15 protein-coding genes are annotated in these 16,856 nt (G+C 68.1%); 4 read left to right on the top strand and 11 right to left on the bottom strand.

The features are described 5' to 3' along the window. Position 1 precedes the first annotated feature (1 nt). The 4 genes from RHA1_RS19715 to glf are packed head-to-tail and all read right to left on the bottom strand — an operon-like array spanning position 2 to position 4,533. Complete coding sequence (locus RHA1_RS19715) at positions 2-907, bottom strand: decaprenyl-phosphate phosphoribosyltransferase (RefSeq protein ID WP_009477134.1); 906 nt, start codon at positions 905-907, stop codon at positions 2-4. Next, a complete protein-coding gene (locus RHA1_RS19710) occupies positions 904-1,422 on the bottom strand; it encodes a phosphatase PAP2 family protein (protein ID WP_009477133.1) in 519 nt (172 codons plus the stop codon). The genes RHA1_RS19715 and RHA1_RS19710 overlap by 4 nt, the downstream gene beginning before the upstream one ends. Next, complete coding sequence (locus RHA1_RS19705; RefSeq protein ID WP_011596559.1) at positions 1,403-3,319, bottom strand: glycosyltransferase; 1,917 nt, start codon at positions 3,317-3,319, stop codon at positions 1,403-1,405. The genes RHA1_RS19710 and RHA1_RS19705 overlap by 20 nt, the downstream gene beginning before the upstream one ends. Continuing rightward, positions 3,316-4,533, bottom strand: a complete 1,218-nt coding sequence (glf, locus tag RHA1_RS19700; protein WP_005248845.1) for a UDP-galactopyranose mutase — start codon at positions 4,531-4,533, stop codon at positions 3,316-3,318. Before glf ends, RHA1_RS19705 begins: the two co-directional genes overlap by 4 nt. Positions 4,534-4,680: 147 nt before the next feature. On the opposite strand from glf, the gene RHA1_RS19695 reads away from it, so the two are divergent. Then, a complete protein-coding gene (locus RHA1_RS19695) occupies positions 4,681-5,805 on the top strand; it encodes a glycosyltransferase (RefSeq protein WP_011596558.1) in 1,125 nt (374 codons plus the stop codon). Here RHA1_RS19695 and RHA1_RS19690 read toward each other — a convergent pair. Further along, a complete protein-coding gene (locus tag RHA1_RS19690) occupies positions 5,802-7,376 on the bottom strand; it encodes a SpoIID/LytB domain-containing protein (RefSeq protein WP_011596557.1) in 1,575 nt (524 codons plus the stop codon). The genes RHA1_RS19695 and RHA1_RS19690 overlap by 4 nt on opposite strands. 236 nt (positions 7,377-7,612) lie before the next feature. Between RHA1_RS19690 and RHA1_RS19685 the strand changes: the two genes are divergently transcribed. Continuing rightward, complete coding sequence (locus RHA1_RS19685) at positions 7,613-9,757, top strand: N-acetylmuramoyl-L-alanine amidase (protein WP_011596556.1); 2,145 nt, start codon at positions 7,613-7,615, stop codon at positions 9,755-9,757. A gap of 31 nt (positions 9,758-9,788) precedes the next feature. On the opposite strand, the gene RHA1_RS19680 is transcribed toward RHA1_RS19685, so the two are convergent. From RHA1_RS19680 to RHA1_RS19670, 3 genes are read right to left on the bottom strand one after another with little or no spacing between them, the layout of a single operon-like run. After that, positions 9,789-10,610 carry a Cof-type HAD-IIB family hydrolase gene (locus RHA1_RS19680; protein ID WP_011596555.1) on the bottom strand — a complete coding sequence of 274 codons (822 nt, stop codon included), beginning with the start codon at positions 10,608-10,610 and terminating at the stop codon, positions 9,789-9,791. Between the two features lie 44 nt (positions 10,611-10,654). Further along, positions 10,655-11,386 carry a lysophospholipid acyltransferase family protein gene (locus RHA1_RS19675; protein ID WP_016884415.1) on the bottom strand — a complete coding sequence of 244 codons (732 nt, stop codon included), beginning with the start codon at positions 11,384-11,386 and terminating at the stop codon, positions 10,655-10,657. A gap of 11 nt (positions 11,387-11,397) precedes the next feature. Continuing rightward, complete coding sequence (locus tag RHA1_RS19670; RefSeq protein WP_009477124.1) at positions 11,398-12,153, bottom strand: lysophospholipid acyltransferase family protein; 756 nt, start codon at positions 12,151-12,153, stop codon at positions 11,398-11,400. Positions 12,154-12,242: 89 nt separating this feature from the next. On the opposite strand from RHA1_RS19670, the gene RHA1_RS19665 reads away from it, so the two are divergent. Together RHA1_RS19665 and RHA1_RS19660 are read left to right on the top strand one after the other, a co-directional pair. Continuing rightward, positions 12,243-13,070 (top strand): hypothetical protein, encoded by an 828-nt coding sequence (locus RHA1_RS19665; protein ID WP_011596553.1) that lies wholly within the window; start codon positions 12,243-12,245, stop codon positions 13,068-13,070. 99 nt (positions 13,071-13,169) lie between these two features. After that, positions 13,170-14,717, top strand: a complete 1,548-nt coding sequence (locus tag RHA1_RS19660; RefSeq protein WP_009477122.1) for a Rieske 2Fe-2S domain-containing protein — start codon at positions 13,170-13,172, stop codon at positions 14,715-14,717. Between the two features lie 52 nt (positions 14,718-14,769). Here the strand turns inward: RHA1_RS19660 and RHA1_RS19655 are convergent, their stop codons facing one another. The 3 genes from RHA1_RS19655 to RHA1_RS19645 form a co-directional block, all read right to left on the bottom strand. Then, positions 14,770-15,957 carry an MFS transporter gene (locus tag RHA1_RS19655; RefSeq protein WP_011596551.1) on the bottom strand — a complete coding sequence of 396 codons (1,188 nt, stop codon included), beginning with the start codon at positions 15,955-15,957 and terminating at the stop codon, positions 14,770-14,772. 104 nt (positions 15,958-16,061) lie between these two features. Further along, entirely contained in the window at positions 16,062-16,547 is a 486-nt protein-coding gene (gene bfr, locus RHA1_RS19650; protein ID WP_009477120.1) for a bacterioferritin, read from the bottom strand. Positions 16,548-16,638: 91 nt separating this feature from the next. Next, positions 16,639-16,818 carry a (2Fe-2S)-binding protein gene (locus RHA1_RS19645; protein WP_009477119.1) on the bottom strand — a complete coding sequence of 60 codons (180 nt, stop codon included), beginning with the start codon at positions 16,816-16,818 and terminating at the stop codon, positions 16,639-16,641. Between the last annotated feature and the right edge of the window lie 38 nt (positions 16,819-16,856).

The following is a 16,856-nucleotide window of genomic DNA, read 5'->3' as shown; positions in this document are numbered from 1 at the left end:
GTCAGACGAGGTAGACAGCGACACCCACCACTCCGATCCAGGCAATCGCGAGGAGTTGGAGCACGCGGTCGCCCAGCGCAATCTCCTCGGGCTCCCCCGCCTCGCCGCCGTCGACGTCCACGGCGTAACGCAGGATCGCGATGGTGAACGGCACCATGGAGATGGCGTACCAGTTGGTGGCCTTCAGGTCGTCCTGCTGGAACGCCCACAGTCCGTAGCAGAGCACGACCGCGGTGGCGCTGAGCGTCCAGACGAAACGCAGGTACGTCGTGGTGTAGTTCTCGAGGGACTTGCGGATCTTCGCGCCGGTGCGCTCGGCGAGCTGCAGTTCGGCGTACCGCTTACCGGCCGCCATGAACAGCGAACCGAATGCCATGACCAGCAGGAACCATTGCGACAGTGCGATCTCGGCGGCGACACCGCCTGCGATGGCGCGCAGCAGGAACCCGGACGAGACGATGCAGATGTCGAGGACGGCCTGGTGTTTGAGACCGAAGCAGTACGCGAGCTGGATGCCGATGTAGACGGCCATCACCACCGCCAGCTGCCAATTGGCGAGGAACGACAGGGCGATCGACGCACCGAGCAGCACGACCGCCATGCCGTAGGCCAGGTTGACGGGCAGCACACCGGCCGCGATGGGGCGGAATCGCTTGGTGGGGTGCGCGCGGTCGGCCTCGACATCCATCGCGTCGTTGACGAGGTAGATGCCGGACGCTGCCATGCAGAACACCACGAAGGCGAGTGCGACGGGAAGCAGGACGTCGGATTCCGTCGCCGTGCCCGCGGCGACGGGAGCTGCGAGGACCAGGACGTTCTTGACCCACTGACGCGGGCGAACGGCCTTGACGATGCCTGCCGCCAGGGATGTCGGGGGTCCGGTGACGACGGCCGGTTCCTCGCTCATTTCTCTCCAAACTTCTGCTCGGCCTTCAGCACCGCGACCGCAGAGGCGGCCCCCAGGGCAGATCCGGCGAGCACATCGGTCGGGTAGTGCACTCCCAGAACGAGCCGGGAGAGCAGCATCGGCGGTACCAACAACGCAGGCAAGGGTAGCCCGGTGAGGCGGCCGAGCAGCACGGCAGCTGCTGTCGTGGACGTCGCGTGCGACGACGGGAAGCTCAATTTGCTGGGCGTCGACACGTTGACCTGGATCGACGGGTCGTTCGGCCGGGGGCGGCGGACGATGCGTTTGATCACGATCGACGCGGCGTGGGCGCCGACGGCACCCACCGCGACTCCCGCCCATTGCCGGCGACGAGGCTTGTCGAGTGCCGCGCCGATGCCGGCAACGGCCACCCACCCGAGGGCGTGCTCACCGAAATGGGACATACCCCGTGCCGTCGAGACGACGCCGGGACGGCTCGCGATGGTCGACTGGACGGCCTGCAGGATCTGGACCTCACTTGATGCCGAAGACACGTTCCCACCTCTCCTTGCTGGTCAGGGCAGGAACGGCGTCCTGGTACTCGCGCTTGAGTTCGGGGAACCGCTGGGCCAGTTCGCGGCGCAGCCGGATCGCTTCCTTCAGCAGCGCGAGCGCCAGCTTGGGGTTGCGCTTGCGGTAGACGACTCCCCGCCCGTCCGCGGTGGTGACGGTGACGCCGTCCACCTGGGACAGCAGGAACCACCGCGCGTCGATGGTGGGCACGTTGAGCTGGGGACGCTCGTGGTGCTGCTCGTGCGCGGGCTTGACGTTGTGGATCAGGCCCTTGCCGAGGCGCACGATCTTCGCGAGCGGGTTCGTGGGCAGGCCGACCGCACCGACTTCCTCACCCGAGGGCAGCGGCAGGCTCGTCGACGACGGCAGGACCACCGCGTCCGGGTACTCCTTGCGCATCGCGTGGACGTTGCCGAGCGCGGTGGGGAGCAGTTCGAAGATGTGCTCGGGGCCCTGCAGGAAGTCGGCGATGGCCTGGTTCTGGATCGCGACGGTCGAGTATTCGAGGCACAGCAGGTGCTTGATCGTGGCCTTGACCGTGTTGATCACGAGGCCGCGGCCGTTGCCCGGCATGTGCAGGGACGCGACGACGAGCCGGTTCCGCAGGTGGAAGTACGCCTGCCAGTCGATGGCGTCGTCCTTGTCGCTCCACGCCATGTGCCAGATCGCGGCGCCGGGCATGGTGACGGTCGGGTAACCGGCATCGCGGGCACGCAGGCCGTATTCGGCGTCGTCCCATTTGATGAACAGCGGCAGTGGCTGACCGAGTTCCTCGGCGGCCTGCCGTGGGATCATGCACATCCACCAGCCGTTGTAGTCGACGTCGATCCGGCGGTGCAGCAGACGCGAGTTCTCGCGGTCGCTGAGCGGGTAGCGGGAGAAGTCGTGGTCGTACTCGACGTTCGGGGCGGCCGTCCACATGAAGATGGACCGGTCGACGACCTCGCCCATCGAGTGCAGGTGACTGCGCTCCTGGAGGTTCAGCATCTGCCCGCCGACGAGCATCGGCGTCTTCGCGAACCGCGACATCGCCAGCGCGCGCAGGATCGAGTCGGGCTCGATCTCGATGTCGTCGTCCATGAACAGGATGTGCTGGCAGTCGGTGGTCTTCAGCGCCTCGTACATGATCCGGCTGTAGCCGCCGGACCCGCCGAGATTCGCCTGGTCGTGGATGGCCAGCCGGTCGCCGAGCGCTTCGGCGGCCTCTGTGAAGCCGGGTTCGTCCTTGACCTTGCGGGTGCCCTGGTCCGGGATGATGACGGCCTTGACGACGTCCATGACGAGTTCGTCGGACGCCAGCGCCGTCAATGCCTTGACGCAGTCGGTGGGCCGGTTGAACGTGGGGATGCCGACGGCGACGGTGGCCTCACCGGGGGCGTCGACCGGTGCGTACCAGCCGGCGCTCTCCAGGACGACCTCGGTGTCGGTGGTGATGTCAAACCAGATCCAGCCGCCGTCCTCGAACGGGGCGAGTTCGATCTCGAACTCCAGCGCGGCGTCACCGTCCTGGAACTCGCGGCCCTCGACGTGGATCCGCGACGAGTCGGCCTTCGAGCGGTACACGTCGATGCGGCAGTGCCCCGACAGCTCGAGACGCAGCACCACCGAGTTCAGGGTGCTCCACCGCCGCCAGTAGCTGGCCGGGAACGCGTTGAAGTAGGTGCAGAACGACGCCTCCGCCTCGGCGCCGACCGACAGCGAGGTGCGCGACAGCGAATGCGCGCGGCGGCTGTTGGTCTTCGCCTCCTCCAGGTAGAGGGTGCGGACGTCGAGCGGCTCACCGGCGCGCGGCAGGATCACCCGCTGCAGCAGCGACTTGCCGAGTAACGGGGCGTCCTCGGTGACCTTCTCGGATTCGAGCAGATGTCGGGCGCTCATTCGGCATCCCCCACGAGGGCCGCACCGGATTCGAAGTGCGGACGCAGGGAGTTGTCGAACATCGACAGCGCGCTGGCGATCGCCATGTGCATGTCCAGGTACTGGTAGGTGCCGAGGCGGCCACCGAACAGAACCTTGTTCGACGCCATCTCCTCCTTCGCGCGGTCGCGGTAGGCGGCGAGCATCGCGCGGTCGTCTGGGGTGTTGATCGGGTAGTACGGCTCGTCCTTGCTCTCCGCGAACCGCGAGAACTCCCGCATGATGACCGTCTTGTCCTTCGGGTAGTCCCGCTCCGGGTGGAAGTGGCGGAACTCGTGGATCCGGGTGAAGGGCACGTCGGCGTCGTTGTAGTTCATGACCGGGGTTCCCTGGAAGTCACCGGTCTCCAGCACCTCGGTCTCGAAGTCGAGGGTGCGCCAGCCCAGCTCGCCCTCGGAGTAGTCGAAGTAGCGGTCGAGGGGGCCGGTGTAGACGACGGGGGCGTCGGGGCTCTCGGCGCGGAGGTCGTCGCGGACGTCGAACCAGTCGGTCTCGAGCCGGACCTCGATCTTCGGGTCCTTCGCCATGTTCTCGAGCCACGCGGTGTAGCCGTCGACGGGCAGGCCCTCGTACGTGTCGTTGAAGTAGCGGTTGTCGAACGTGTACCGCACCGGCAGGCGGGTGATGTTGCCCGCGGGCAGGTTCTTGGGGTCCGTCTGCCACTGTTTGGCGGTGTAGTCGCGCACGAACGCCTCGTACAGCGGCCGCCCGATCAGGGAGATCGCCTTCTCCTCCAGGTTTGACGCAGATGCGGAGTCGATCTCGCTGGACTGCTCGGCGATCAGCTTCCGCGCCTCGTCCGGGGTGAAGTAGCGCCCGAAGAACTGCGACACCAGGCCCAGCCCCATCGGGAACTGGTACGCCTGCCCCTTGTGCAGCGCGAACACCCGGTGCTGGTAGTTCGTGAATTCGGTGAACTGGGTGACGTAGTCCCACACCCTCTTGTTCGAGGTGTGGAACAGGTGCGCACCGTACTTGTGGATCTCGATGCCGGTCTCGGGCTCGGCCTCCGAATAGGCGTTTCCGCCCAGGTGATGACGACGGTCGAGCACCAGCACACGCTTACCCAGCTGTGTTGCTGCACGCTCGGCGACGGTCAGTCCGAAAAATCCGGAGCCGACGACGATGAGGTCGTACCGGCCAGGGGCGGTTGTCTCTGGGGTTGCAGCGGTCACGATGAACCAGGGTAAGCGACTCCGCCGCCCGTGCGCGGCCAAGGGGGGCAAGCACCCCCTCGGCACGCACGAGGAGTTCTCCCTGTATTCACCGGTTCTGCAGACCTCGTTGTTCCCGCCGACGCGGCGATCGCGCTTGATGAGCGGGTGCGCATCGTCCAGCTGGCGAACTTCTACGGACCGCGGTCCGGTGGGCTCCGCACTGCCCTCCACAACTGGGGTCAGGGCTACGTCGAACGCGGACACGAGGTGATCCTCGTCGTCCCAGGTCAGCGCGACTGCGAGGAGCTGCTGCCGAGCGGGGTCCTGCGGATCACCCGGTCGGCTCCCACCATCCCCGCGACCGGGGGTTATCGCGTGGTCAATCCGCGGCGGGTGGCCGACGTGGTCAGCGGTCTGCGACCCGACGTCCTGGAGGTGTCCGACCGGCTCACACTGCGCGGTTTCGGGGGCTGGGCCCGCGCCCGCGGGGTGCGCAGTGTGGTCGTCTCACACGAACGCCTCGACCGGCTGCTCGGCCAAGTCGCTCCGCGCCGCGTGGCCCGCGGCTGGGCCGATGTCGCGAACCGCCGGATGGCCCGCAACTACGACGCCGTCGTCTGCACGACGGACTTCGCGAGCGAGGAGTTCACCCGCATCGGGGCTCCCAACCTGCACCGCGTGCCGCTCGGTGTGGACCTGACGATGTTCCACCCCGGCAAACACGACCAGGTGATGCGCGACTCGTTCGCCGACCCGGCGCAGCGTTTCCTTCTGCACTGCGGCCGGCTGTCGGTGGAGAAGCAGGTGGAACGGAGCATCGACGCCGTCCGGCTGTTGCGGCGGCAGGGTCACGACGCCCGGCTGGTCATCGCCGGGGACGGTCCGCGGCGCGAGGCGCTGCAGTACCGGGCCCGGGGGCTCCCCGTGCACTTCACCGGGTTCATCAGCGACAAGGGCCGCCTGGCGTCGCTGTTCGCGTCGGCGGACGTGTCGCTGGCGCCCGGACCGCACGAGACGTTCTGCCTGTCGGCGCTCGAGTCGCTGGCGGCGGGGACCCCGGTGGTCGCGTCACAGTCGTCGGCGCTCGCCGAGATCATCACACCCGGCTGCGGCGCCCTGGCCCGGGACCGCGGTCCCGCGTTCGCCGAAGCGGTCAGCGGCATTCTCGCGATCCCCTCGCGTACGCGCCGGGCGTCGGCGCGCAGGCGGGCCGAGGACTTCGGCTGGGGCGAGTCCGTCGACGGGATGCTCGCGGTGCTCGAGGGAACCGGTCCTCGCTGCCCGGCCTAACTGCCGCCCGTCGGTAACCACTCGCGCAGCACGCTGGCGTCGATCACCTGTGCACCCAGCTTCTTGGTCCAGATGATGGTTCCGTTGGTGTACATCCGGAACTTCCCCGCCTCCGACGGCAGCATCAACTCGGGACCGATCGGCGCTCCCAGCGTGCTGTTGACGCCGCCGAGTTCCTTGTACTTCTCGGCGATCGGCGAACCCTCGGTGGTGCCGACGGTGTCCTCGTCCTCACCCGCGGACGCGAGGGTGGACTCGGGTTCGGGAGCGGCGGGGGGCGCGGGGACGCCGAGCCCCTCACCGACCGTGAACCAGTCGGACTTGAGCTTCAGCTTCGACCGCGCCTCGGCGCCCGTCGCCTCGGCCGTGCCCGACGATCCGACCACCTTCACACCGGTGACGCGCCCGCCGTCGACCCCGAAGTTGTTGCGGGTGACCACCTCGAACGATTCGAGGTCTCCGACGTTGAATGCGGACGCGATGTCGCCCGCGGTGAGGGTCACCGTCCAGTCGTGGTTCGGTGACACGGTGTCGCCCTGGTCCTCGACGGCCGGGAACTCGCCGCCCGCGGTGTATCCGCCTGTGGACGACGAGAATTCGGCGGCGACGGGCTTGTTGTCCTTCGTCAGGATCATGCCCTTGGTGGAACGGACGGCGTCGGTGGTCCGCGGGTCTTCCTTCGCAGAACCCCCGTACACCTGGCAGCTCTGGGTGTCGCAGGTCTTCGCCCACTCTTCCCGGTTCTCGGCGGCGGCGTAGGAGCGGGCCGCGACGGCCTGCGCCCGAAGCGCTTCGGCCCCACCGGTGTCGGCCCAGCCGGCCTTCGCCTCGGCGGGCACGACACCGAGGAGGTAGTCGTCCATGTCGAGGACGTTGACGGTGCGCACGGCGGCACCGTCGAGCGCGACCCCGAGGGCGCCGCGGTAGGGGGTGTCACCGGCGCACAGCTTGAGGTGCTCGTTGGCGGGACGGTCCGGGGCGAGGTCGACCGGGTCCACCCACGGGTGGTCGGTGGCGTCCTGCCACAGGACCTCGCCGGCACATCCGCGGGTGACCACGACGTTGGCGCCGCCGTCGGCGGTCGGCGTGAGGTGGACGGCCTCCCCCGGTCCGACGGGTTTGCCGGCGACGACGGCGCCGGCGTCCGAGTAGACGTCGAGCGGCTGATCGTCACGTGCCTGCAGCCGGACGCTGATCTGTGCGTCGGCGAGGGTCCCGAGCGTGGTGCCGCCGTAGTAGTGGCCGAGGATGCGCTCGGCCGCCCACCCCTGATCCTTCGCGTATCCGTAGGCGCCCCACTGGCCCATCCCGCGGCCGTGGCCGTTGCCGTGCCCGGAGAGCGTGAACGGCGTGTCGGAGGCGACGGTTTCCCGGACGTCCTGGCCGGAGGAGCGCAGTTGCACGACGACGCCGGTGACGGCGCCGATGACGAGGACGGGTGCGATGCCGAGCGCCGACGCGCGCAGAAGCTTGGCCCTGAATCCGCGCGGGGTGGGAGGGCCCGCGATGTACCGCCTCCTGCGGGTCCAGGCAGGTCTACCTGCACGAACCCCGAATTCGGTCTTCGCCATCACTGCACTCCTCATCGCTGAACAACGAGCGCCGAGACGGGGCGTGCACCTCGTCTCAGCGGGTCCGAGAAATTCGGGATAAAGTCTCAATGTAAGGTTGAGCGTTATGGACCTGTGTGACTAGTGTGGCAAGAGTGGTTGGAGTTAGCAACAACAGTCTCTTCAGTCACACGAGCATCACGAGTTGCAGACACGCGAGGTCGCTCGCAGGAAACTACAACTGAGGAGAGTCCCCCTTGCCGCACCGTCGACCGAAGCCCTCGATTGTCCTCGGGGCTGTCGCCGCTCTGGCTGTCGCAAGTCCCGTTGCGGTCTACGGCATCAGTAGCGCACCCTCCGACGTCAAATCCACGAACGAAACCTCCAACTCCGCAGTGTCCACCGAGATCGCGCAGGTCGTGCTGTCGCAGATCCCGGACATCGTGATTCCGCTGAAGGAACTGACCGGGCTGAACCTGCCCGACGTCAACATCGGCGACCTGCGGAACCTGAAGATCCCGCCGTACCTCCACATCCCCAGCAATGTGCAGCTCCCCGGCGGAATCCAGATCCCGAACCTGCAGATCCCGCTGAAACTCCCCGCCCCGGGCGACGTCTCCGACCCCGCGATCCTGCCCCCGGCCGATCAGCAGCCCGGCGCGATCGTCAAGGAACTGTCCCGCGACACCCCGTTCAGCATGGTGGCTCTCACCTCCGAGACCCTCGCGTCCGCGGAGTCGAAGGTCCGCGCGCTGCAGGCCGACGGAACGTGGGGACAGTGGGTGTCCCCCGACATGATCGACACGCGGCGCACGGACAAGACGGCGTCGGACGGCAAGGTCGCCACCGAACCCGTCTACGTCGGGCTGACGAAGGCGATCCAGATCCTGACGCCCACCTCGACGCCCGCTGCGGCCGGTGCACCCGCTGCAGTTCCCGCTCCCGCACCGGCACCCGAAGCCCCCGCTCCCGCACCGGCACCCGCCGCCGGAGGTGCCGCACCGCTCGGTTACACCCCCGCCGCCGTCAACACGCCGTTGCGGCAGCAGCCGGCACGCGCCGGCGCCGACGACGTCACGGCCGTCCTCATCGAACCGGGCAGCGGCCCCGGCGACGCGACGCTCGGCGACATCGCGAGCCCGCTCGACAGCGGCGGCCCCAAGGTCATCAGCCGCCAGCAGTGGGGTGCCGACGAGTCCATCCGGTGCCAGGACCCCGACTACGACGACTTCATCGGCGGTGCCACCGTGCACCACACCGCGGGGGCCAACGACTACTCGAAGGCCGAATCGGCGGAGATCGTCCGCGCGATCTACGCCTACCACGCGCAGACGCTGGGCTGGTGCGACATCGGATACAACGCACTGGTCGACAAGTACGGCCAGATCTTCGAGGGTCGCGCAGGCGGTCTCGACCGTCCGGTCCAGGGCGCGCACGCCGGCGGGTTCAACGAGAACACCACCGGAGTCGCGATGATGGGTGACTTCTCGTCCGAGGATCCGCCGCAGGCTACCCTCGACGCCGTCGGCAAGTTCCTGGGCTGGAAGCTCGGCAAGGCCGGACTCGACCCACTCGGTGAGACGACGATGTACTCCGAGGGCACCGAATTCACTCCCTACGCGGAGGGTGAGGCTGTCGATCTTCCAGTGATCTTCGCGCACCGCGACGTCGGCAACACGTCCTGCCCGGGAGACGCGGCGTACTCACACATGGACGAGATCCGGCAGATCGCGGCGGCCAGCCTCGGCGGCGGCAACGCCTCGTTGGCCTCGGACGCACCCGCGGGTGAGGCTCCGGCGCCGTCCGGCGGACCCGGCACGGACGCCAGCGCCAGTCTCGGCGCCGGAATCCCCGCCCTGGTCAACGAGCTGCTGCGGCTCACCGACCCGTCGCCGGTCGCCCAGAAGTGGGTGGCGGAAGGCGGCGACACCGGCCGGCTCGGCCAGGCCCTCACCGGACTGCTGCAGGCCAAGGCCGGTAACTCGGGCGCACAGTTCGCCAACGGCGCCATCTTCACCTCACCCAACGGCGGTGTGTGGGCGGTCCTCGGCCAGATCTTCAAGACGTGGCAGAACCTCGGAGCCGACAACGGCGAACTGGGCCTGCCGACCAGTGACGAGTACCCGATCCCGGGCGGTCTGCGCACCGACTTCGAGAACGGTTCTCTGATCTTCAACGAGATCACCGGCATCGTCACCAAGGTGCTGAAGACCTACAACGACACGTACGCGGAGGCCTACAAGAACGGTGCCCCGGTCGATGCCGCGGCCCCCGTCGCACCGCCGGCGGATCCGGCGCAGGTTCCGCCGGCCCCGGTAGAGCCGGCTCCGGCACCGGCTCCGGCACCCGAACCGGCTCCCGCACCCGCTCCCGTCGAGCCGGCACCGGTTCCGGCCGGCTGATCGGGTTTCACCCTCTCGGGCGCTGGTGGTCTCAGGACCACCAGCGCTCGAGCACTTTCGCGACCCCGTCGTCCCAGTTGGTGGCCGTCACCTCGTCGGCGGCGGCCTTGGCGTCGGGGTGCGCGTTCTCGACGGCGACACCCCGGCCCGCGAGGTTCAGCATCGGAATGTCGTTGGGCATGTCACCGAAGGCCACGATGTGCGACGCCGTCACGCCGAGCCGTTCCGCCACCAGCGCGAGACCCGACGCCTTCGTGATTCCCGACGCCGACAGTTCGATCAGCCCGTTGTCGGTGGAGAACGTGACATCCGCCCGGCGACCGATGCGCGGAGCCAGCGCGTCGACCATCGCCTGACTGGACATTTCCGGCACCCGGATCAGCAGCTTCACCGCGGGAGCCGCGACGACCTCGTTCTCGGACATCTCGGTGTTGTCGGGGTTGAGCCAGGCGTGCTGGTAACCGGGAGAGCTCACGAACTGCGGTGTCGCGGCGTCGTGGGCGCTGACCCCGACACGCTCGGCCGCGAGCCCGGCGCCGGGCAGCACGCGGAGCGCGATCTCCGACAGCCACGTGAGGGTGTCGACGTCGAGGGTCGCGGCGCTGAGCACGCGGTCGCTGTCGCTGTCGTAGATGACGGCGCCGTTCGCGCAGACGGCGAGCGGCGCGTAGCCGAGGCCCTCGACGACGGGATGGATCCAGCGCGGGGGCCGGCCGGTGGCCAGCACGAAGGGGGTTCCCGACGCGACCACCGACGCGACGGCGTCGCGGGTGCGGGCACTGATGCGCTCGTCTTCCCCGATCAGGGTGCCGTCGACATCGGACGCTACAAGGCTCGGTCGGTCTGGGCTCACCCAGCCATTCTGCCTGCCGAGTCTGCGGCGCCACCGGGCGGCCGTTACCGGGCCCGCCGTTCCTCGGCTTCGCGGCGGTCCATCTCGGTGGCCTCCTCGATGGTCGGCGCGCTGCCGCCGAGTCGCCGGGGCACCCAGTACGCGCCCGCCGGATGGTCGAAGCCGTCCTGCACCCGGCGCAGGATCGCGTCCATCTCCGTGTGCAGGGTCGCGGTGAGGGCCTCCGCCGGTTCCCGCGGCTCGATCGGCCTGCCGACCTCGACGGTGACCGGGAACCGATGCCGCCCAAGTTGTCTCGGTCTGCCCTTCGTCGCTATCCGCTGGGCTCCCCACACGATGACGGGCACGAGCGGCACCCGGGCGTCGATCGCCATGCGCGCCGCACCGGACTTCAGTTCCTTGATCTCGAAGCTCCGGCTGATGGTCGCCTCCGGGTATACACCCACCAGTTCGCCCTCGCGCAGCCGCTCCACCGCAGCGAGGTACGCGCCCGCGCCTGCGGTCCGGTCGACCGGGATGACCCCGCACCCACGCATCAGGAACGCCATCACCCTGTTGTTCGCGAGTTCGGCCTTGGCCATGAGCCGCAGTTTGCGGTCCACCGCACCGACCGCCAGTGCCAGTTGGACGAAATCCAGGTAGCCGGTGTGATTGACCGCGAGTACCGCACCACCCTCGGTGGGGATGTTGTCCAGGCCGACTCGCGTCATCCTCAACCCCTGGAACAGGGACAACGCCTTGGCCGTCGCCTCGACAGCCGCGTAGACAGGCTCCACCGCCACCTTCTCTAGCTGCCGGTCTCCCGGGCCCGACGGGACTGCGCCTTCGCCTCGGCGTCGGCGGCGTCCATCTTGTTCGCTTCGTCGAGCGTCGGCGCACTGCCCCCGAGGCGCGCGGGCACCCAGTACTCGCCCGCCGGGTGGTCGTAGCCCTGCTGGAGGTCGGCGAGCATCGTCGTCATCGTGGCGTGCAGCTTCGCGGTCAGCTCGGATGCGGGTTCGAACGGCTGGATCGGCTCGCCGACGGCGATCGAGATGGGAGTGTTCGTGCGGCCCAGCCGCTTCGGGAACCCCTTGGTCCACACCCGCTGCGCACCCCAGATGACCACCGGGATGATCGGCACATTCGCCTCGATCGCCATGCGCGCGGCACCCGATTTGAATTCCTTGATCTCGAAGCTCCGGCTGATGGTGGCCTCCGGGTAGACGCCCACCAGTTCGCCGCGGCGCAGGAAGTCGACGGCCGCCTTGTACGAATCCGCGCCGGCGGCCCGGTCGACCGGAATGTGCTTGAGCGCGCGCATGATCGGGCCCGAGATCTTGTTGTCGAACACTTCCTTCTTCGCCATGAAGCGGACGTACCGCTTTACCCTGCGGGCCGGAAGTCCGGCGTAGGTGAAGTCCATGTAGCCGGTGTGATTGATCGCGATCACCGCCCCACCCGTCGACGGAATGTGCTGATCGCCCTCGACCGTGAACTTCAGCCCCTCGAGGGCGAATACGGTGCGGGCGATGCCGATGACGGTTCGGTAGACGGGTTCCACAATCGGCTAGCGTAGCCGGGTATCCGCGATCTGGCCCGCCGTCGGGGACGGACATTCGGTTGGGAGTTGAGAGAAAGGGCGCGCTGGAGATGGCTGGCAGGGGCAGGAGGGCGCTCATCGCGCCGGTCGTCGCGGTGATCCTCGGCGCGGGGGTGGCGTGCGATTCGCAGTCCGGCATCCCGACGGAGGAGCCTCCGGCCGACACCGTTTCCGCGCCGACGTCCGCGGCCGAGCCCACGACCACCGTGCCGCCCGCCCCGGTGCCTCAGGTGATCGTCGGCGAGGTGCCCGGCAACCCCGCAGCGGTCGACGCCGTCCGCGCCTGGGCCACCGACCTTGTCACCCGGCCCGGCACCGTCCCCGCGAAGTGCTGGACGCTGCCGCCCGCCCAGGCCGCCGGCCAGTATGCCGACACGTCCGCGATCCTCGGGGCGCTCGCCGGGCCCGGCGTCGACGGACAGTTCACGGTCTCGTGGACCGGCGGCGGCACCACGGTGTCCGTCAAACGCAGCGAGATCGCCTCCGGCTACGCCTGCCCGCACGTCCACCCCGCCGGGACCGTCGACTTCTACACCCCCGCCGACGCCGAGTACGCCGTCACCCGTTTCCTGTCGCGGGAGTCGGGCGCGCCGGTGAACAGGGCGGACACCGAAGCCGCCTACCCGCTGATCTGCCCCGGATTCAGCCCCTGGGACCCGTCCGGCACCGGCAACGGGGGCCGGCCGCCACTCCAGCTCGACCCCGACGTCCTGGCCGGGACCACGGCGTTCGCCGCCGACGCGATGACCGCCACCCCGGTCCGCGGCGACTACCTGGAAGTGTCCGTTCCGGTCACCGACGTGTCCGGTGTGACGAACACAAGGCAGGTCACGCTGTCCATCGGCCCCGACGGCTACTGCCTGGGCGAAGTGACCTGACCGCACGTGAGTGGCATGGTGTGCTGGAGCGCGCATTGCCACTCACCTGGGGGGAACGCCTACTCTGGAACAGTCGCTCAGCTCCCAGGAGGCATACCAGTGCAGGTCACCAGCGTCGGACACGCCGGATTCCATATCCAGACCGAGGCAGGCTCGATCCTGTGCGACCCCTGGGTGAACCCCGCGTACTTCGGGTCCTGGTTCCCGTTCCCGGACAACACCCAGCTCGACTGGGACGCCCTGGGCAACTGCGACTACCTGTACGTGTCGCACCTGCACAAGGACCACTTCGATCCGGAGAACCTGAGCAAGCACGTCAACAAGGACGCGACGGTGCTGCTCCCCGACTACCCGGTGCCGGACCTCAGGCGTGAACTCGAGGCGCTGGGCTTCCACAAGTTCTTCGAGACCGAGGATTCGGTCAAACACAAGGTCACCGGCCCCAAGGGTGACCTCGACATCATGATCATCGCGCTGCGCGCCCCCGCGGACGGTCCGATCGGCGACTCGGGTCTCGTGGTGTCCGACGGCGAGACCACGTGTTTCAACATGAACGACGCACGCCCCGTCGACATGGACGTTCTACACGACGAGTTCGGCAAGATCGACATCCATCTGCTGCAGTACTCGGGCGCCATCTGGTACCCGATGGTCTACGACATCCCCACCAAGACGAAGGCCAACTTCGGCAAGCAGAAGCGTCAGCGCGGCATGGACCGCTGCCGCAGCTACATCGAGCAGGTCGCGGCCACGTGGGTGGTGCCGTCCGCCGGACCGCCGGTGTTCCTCGACGACGCACTGCGCTACCTGAACGACGACCGGGGTGACGAGGGCAACATCTTCCCCGACCAGATCACGTTCCTCGAGCAGATGCGGATCCACGGCAACGACGGCGGCGTCCTGATGATCCCGGGGTCGACCGCGGACCTGAAGGGCGGCGAGCTGACGCTCACGCACCCGATCCCGGACGCCGAGGTCGACAAGATCTTCTCCGACAAGGCCGCGTACATCGAGGACATGGCGAAGCGCATGGCGCCGGTCCTCGCTGCCGAGAAGGCCACGTGGGCCCCCGCCGAGGGTGAGCCGCTCCTCGAGGCGCTCAAGGCGAAGTTCGAGCCGATCATGAAGCAGTCCGACCTGATCTGCGACGGCATCGGCTACCCCGTCGGCCTGGTGATGGGCGACGAGACCGTCGTCCTCGACTTCCCGCAGCGCACCGTCCGCCCCCGCGGCGAGAAGGACGGAAAGTACCGGTACGGCTTCCGCATCGCCCCCGAACTGGTGCGCACGGTGCTACGCGACGACGAGCCCGACTGGGTGAACACCATCTTCCTGTCCACCCGCTTCGAGGCGTGGCGCGTCGGCGGATACAACGAATTCCTCTACACGTTCTTCAAGTGCCTCACCGACGAGCGCATCGCCTACGCCGACGGCTGGTTCGCCGAAGCCCACGACGACTCCGCGTCGATCGAACTCGGCGGGTACGAGATCCAGCGCCGCTGCCCGCACCTGAAGGCCGACCTGTCGAAGTTCGGCGTCGTCGACGGCACCAACCTCACCTGCAACCTGCACGGCTGGCAGTGGGACCTCGAATCGGGGCGCTGCAAGACGTCCAAGGGCCACGAACTGCGGTCCACGAAGCTCTGACCCCGGCGGGCGAACGTACCCTTCGGCGCACCTGAGGCGTCGAACGGTACGTTCACCCGGCAGAGGGGGCGTCGGCTCGGACGGGCGGCAGCCACCGACGCACCAGGACCGCCGACAGCAGCACCGGAACGGCGAGTGCCGCGACGAGCGTCGTGACCGACAGCCACAGTGATCCGACGGCGATGCCCGCGTAGATCAGCACCGCGGCCACCTCACCGAGCAATCCGGCCACCGATGTGACGGTGGCGCGTGCGGGACCGGTGATCGCATCCTGCACGCGCGCTTCCGACACGATCATCGCGTTGCCGAGGATGCCGTAGCCGACGCCGAGTGCGAGGAATCCGGGGACACCGCTGAGCAGCGCTCCCCCGCCGAGCAGGATCGCGGCGAGGGCGACGGCCCGCCCCATCGTGAGGGCACGCATCGTCGCCGTGCGTCCGGCGAGGGCTGTGCCGACGACCTGACCGCTCACCGTGATCGCGACGAGCAGCGGAACGGACGCCGTCGATGTCCCGCCGTCGCGCGCGAGCAGCCCGAAGTATTCGTCGAACGCCAGGAACGCGATCAGCACCGCCGACAGCAGCACTCCGCGCCGGACCACCGCCTCGCGGGTCACCTCGCCGAGGCCGGCCCGAAGCATCGTGGCGTACCGGGCCGCGAGTCCCCGTCGTTCGTCCGCGGCTTCGAGAGTCTCGTCCGCCTCCTCGACCCTGGGTGCCGCGGGCAGCAGCAGGGCGAAGCTTCCGTGGACCACGGTCGCGCCGACGCTGACCCACCCGACCAGCGGATATCCGCCGATGATGTAGAGCGGCGCCGCCGTCAGCGTCGCGAGAAGGTTGCACACCATGGCGCCGGAGTAGGCGTAGCCGAGCAACTTCGCGAAGTCACCGGCAGCGCCGCGCGCCACGAGTTCGTCGTACAGCAGCGCCTCGAACGTGCCCGACTGGATGGCGCCGCTGATGCCCCACAACATGAATCCGGCGGCGAATCCCGCGTACGACGGCTCGAGGATCCACACGGTGAATCCGGCCGTGTACAGCACGGACGCGAACACGAGGAGGCCACGTCGAGACACGGTGTCGGCCCACGCGCCGGACGGCACCTCCGCGACGAAGGACACAACCGACCAGATGACGAACACGGACGAGATCTGACCGACACTCAGTCCGTGGTCGGCGAAGAATAGGTCGTACAGACCGTAGAGCGGGATGAGGTCGCGCGTGGACACGTAGCCGACCACGCGGACGGCGAGAGAACGCTGCGAACTGGGTCAAGGCTGGGCGGCGGGATATCTCACGCGCCCAGTTTCGCACTCCGCGCCGGGGGTGTCACCCCGTTTTCGACCTATCCGACGGTCGGCGGCTGATCGACGAGCTGGGCCATGTAGAGCTGGTCGCCCATCTTGTCCATCAATTCGATCTGAGTCTCCAGGTAGTCGATGTGATCCTCTTCTTCCTTGAGGATCGTCTCGAGCAGTTTCGCCGACGTGGCATCGCCCTTGTCGCGGCACATCTGGATTCCCGGACGCAGTCGCTCGACGACCTCGACTTCGATGGCGAGGTCGGAATGGAACTGCTCGCGCAGGTCCTGCCCGATCCGCAGCGGCAGCAGCTTCTGATAATTCGGAAGCGCCTCGAGGAAAAGGATCCGGTCGGTGAGGATCTCGGCGTGGTTCATCTCCTCGATGGACTCGGCCCGAGTCTTGTCGGCCAGTTTGGTGAAGCCCCAGTTGGCTTGCATCTTGGAGTGCAGGAAGTACTGGTTGATCGCAGTCAGCTCACTGGTCAACTGCTCGTTGAGAAGAGCAATTACTTCGTCGTCGCCGCGCATGACTTCTCCGTTCGCCCTGGTTGAGGCGAACGTACCACCGGCAGTAACCGCGATGTCGAAGATCGCGGGATTCAGTTGTGCTGCGGTAGCGTCACGCGGCCACGCTGTTCGCGGCCGACCGCTCCAGAATCTCCTTCAACCGATCGACGCAGGTCCCGCATCCCCATCCGGCGCCGCAACGCTCCCCGATGGCATCGGCACTGTCAGCTCCGGCGGCGCAGTGCTCGTGCACTTCGTCTTCCGTCACTGCCTTGCAGATGCACACGAACATGTGGAGCTCCTTACCGACTCGATTAGGTAAGGGTTACA

Source organism: Rhodococcus jostii RHA1, from assembly GCF_000014565.1.
GTDB lineage: Bacteria > Actinomycetota > Actinomycetes > Mycobacteriales > Mycobacteriaceae > Rhodococcus_F > Rhodococcus_F jostii_A.
Note: the sequence above shows the minus strand (reverse complement) of the source record. Positions and strands in the feature narration are given on the sequence as shown.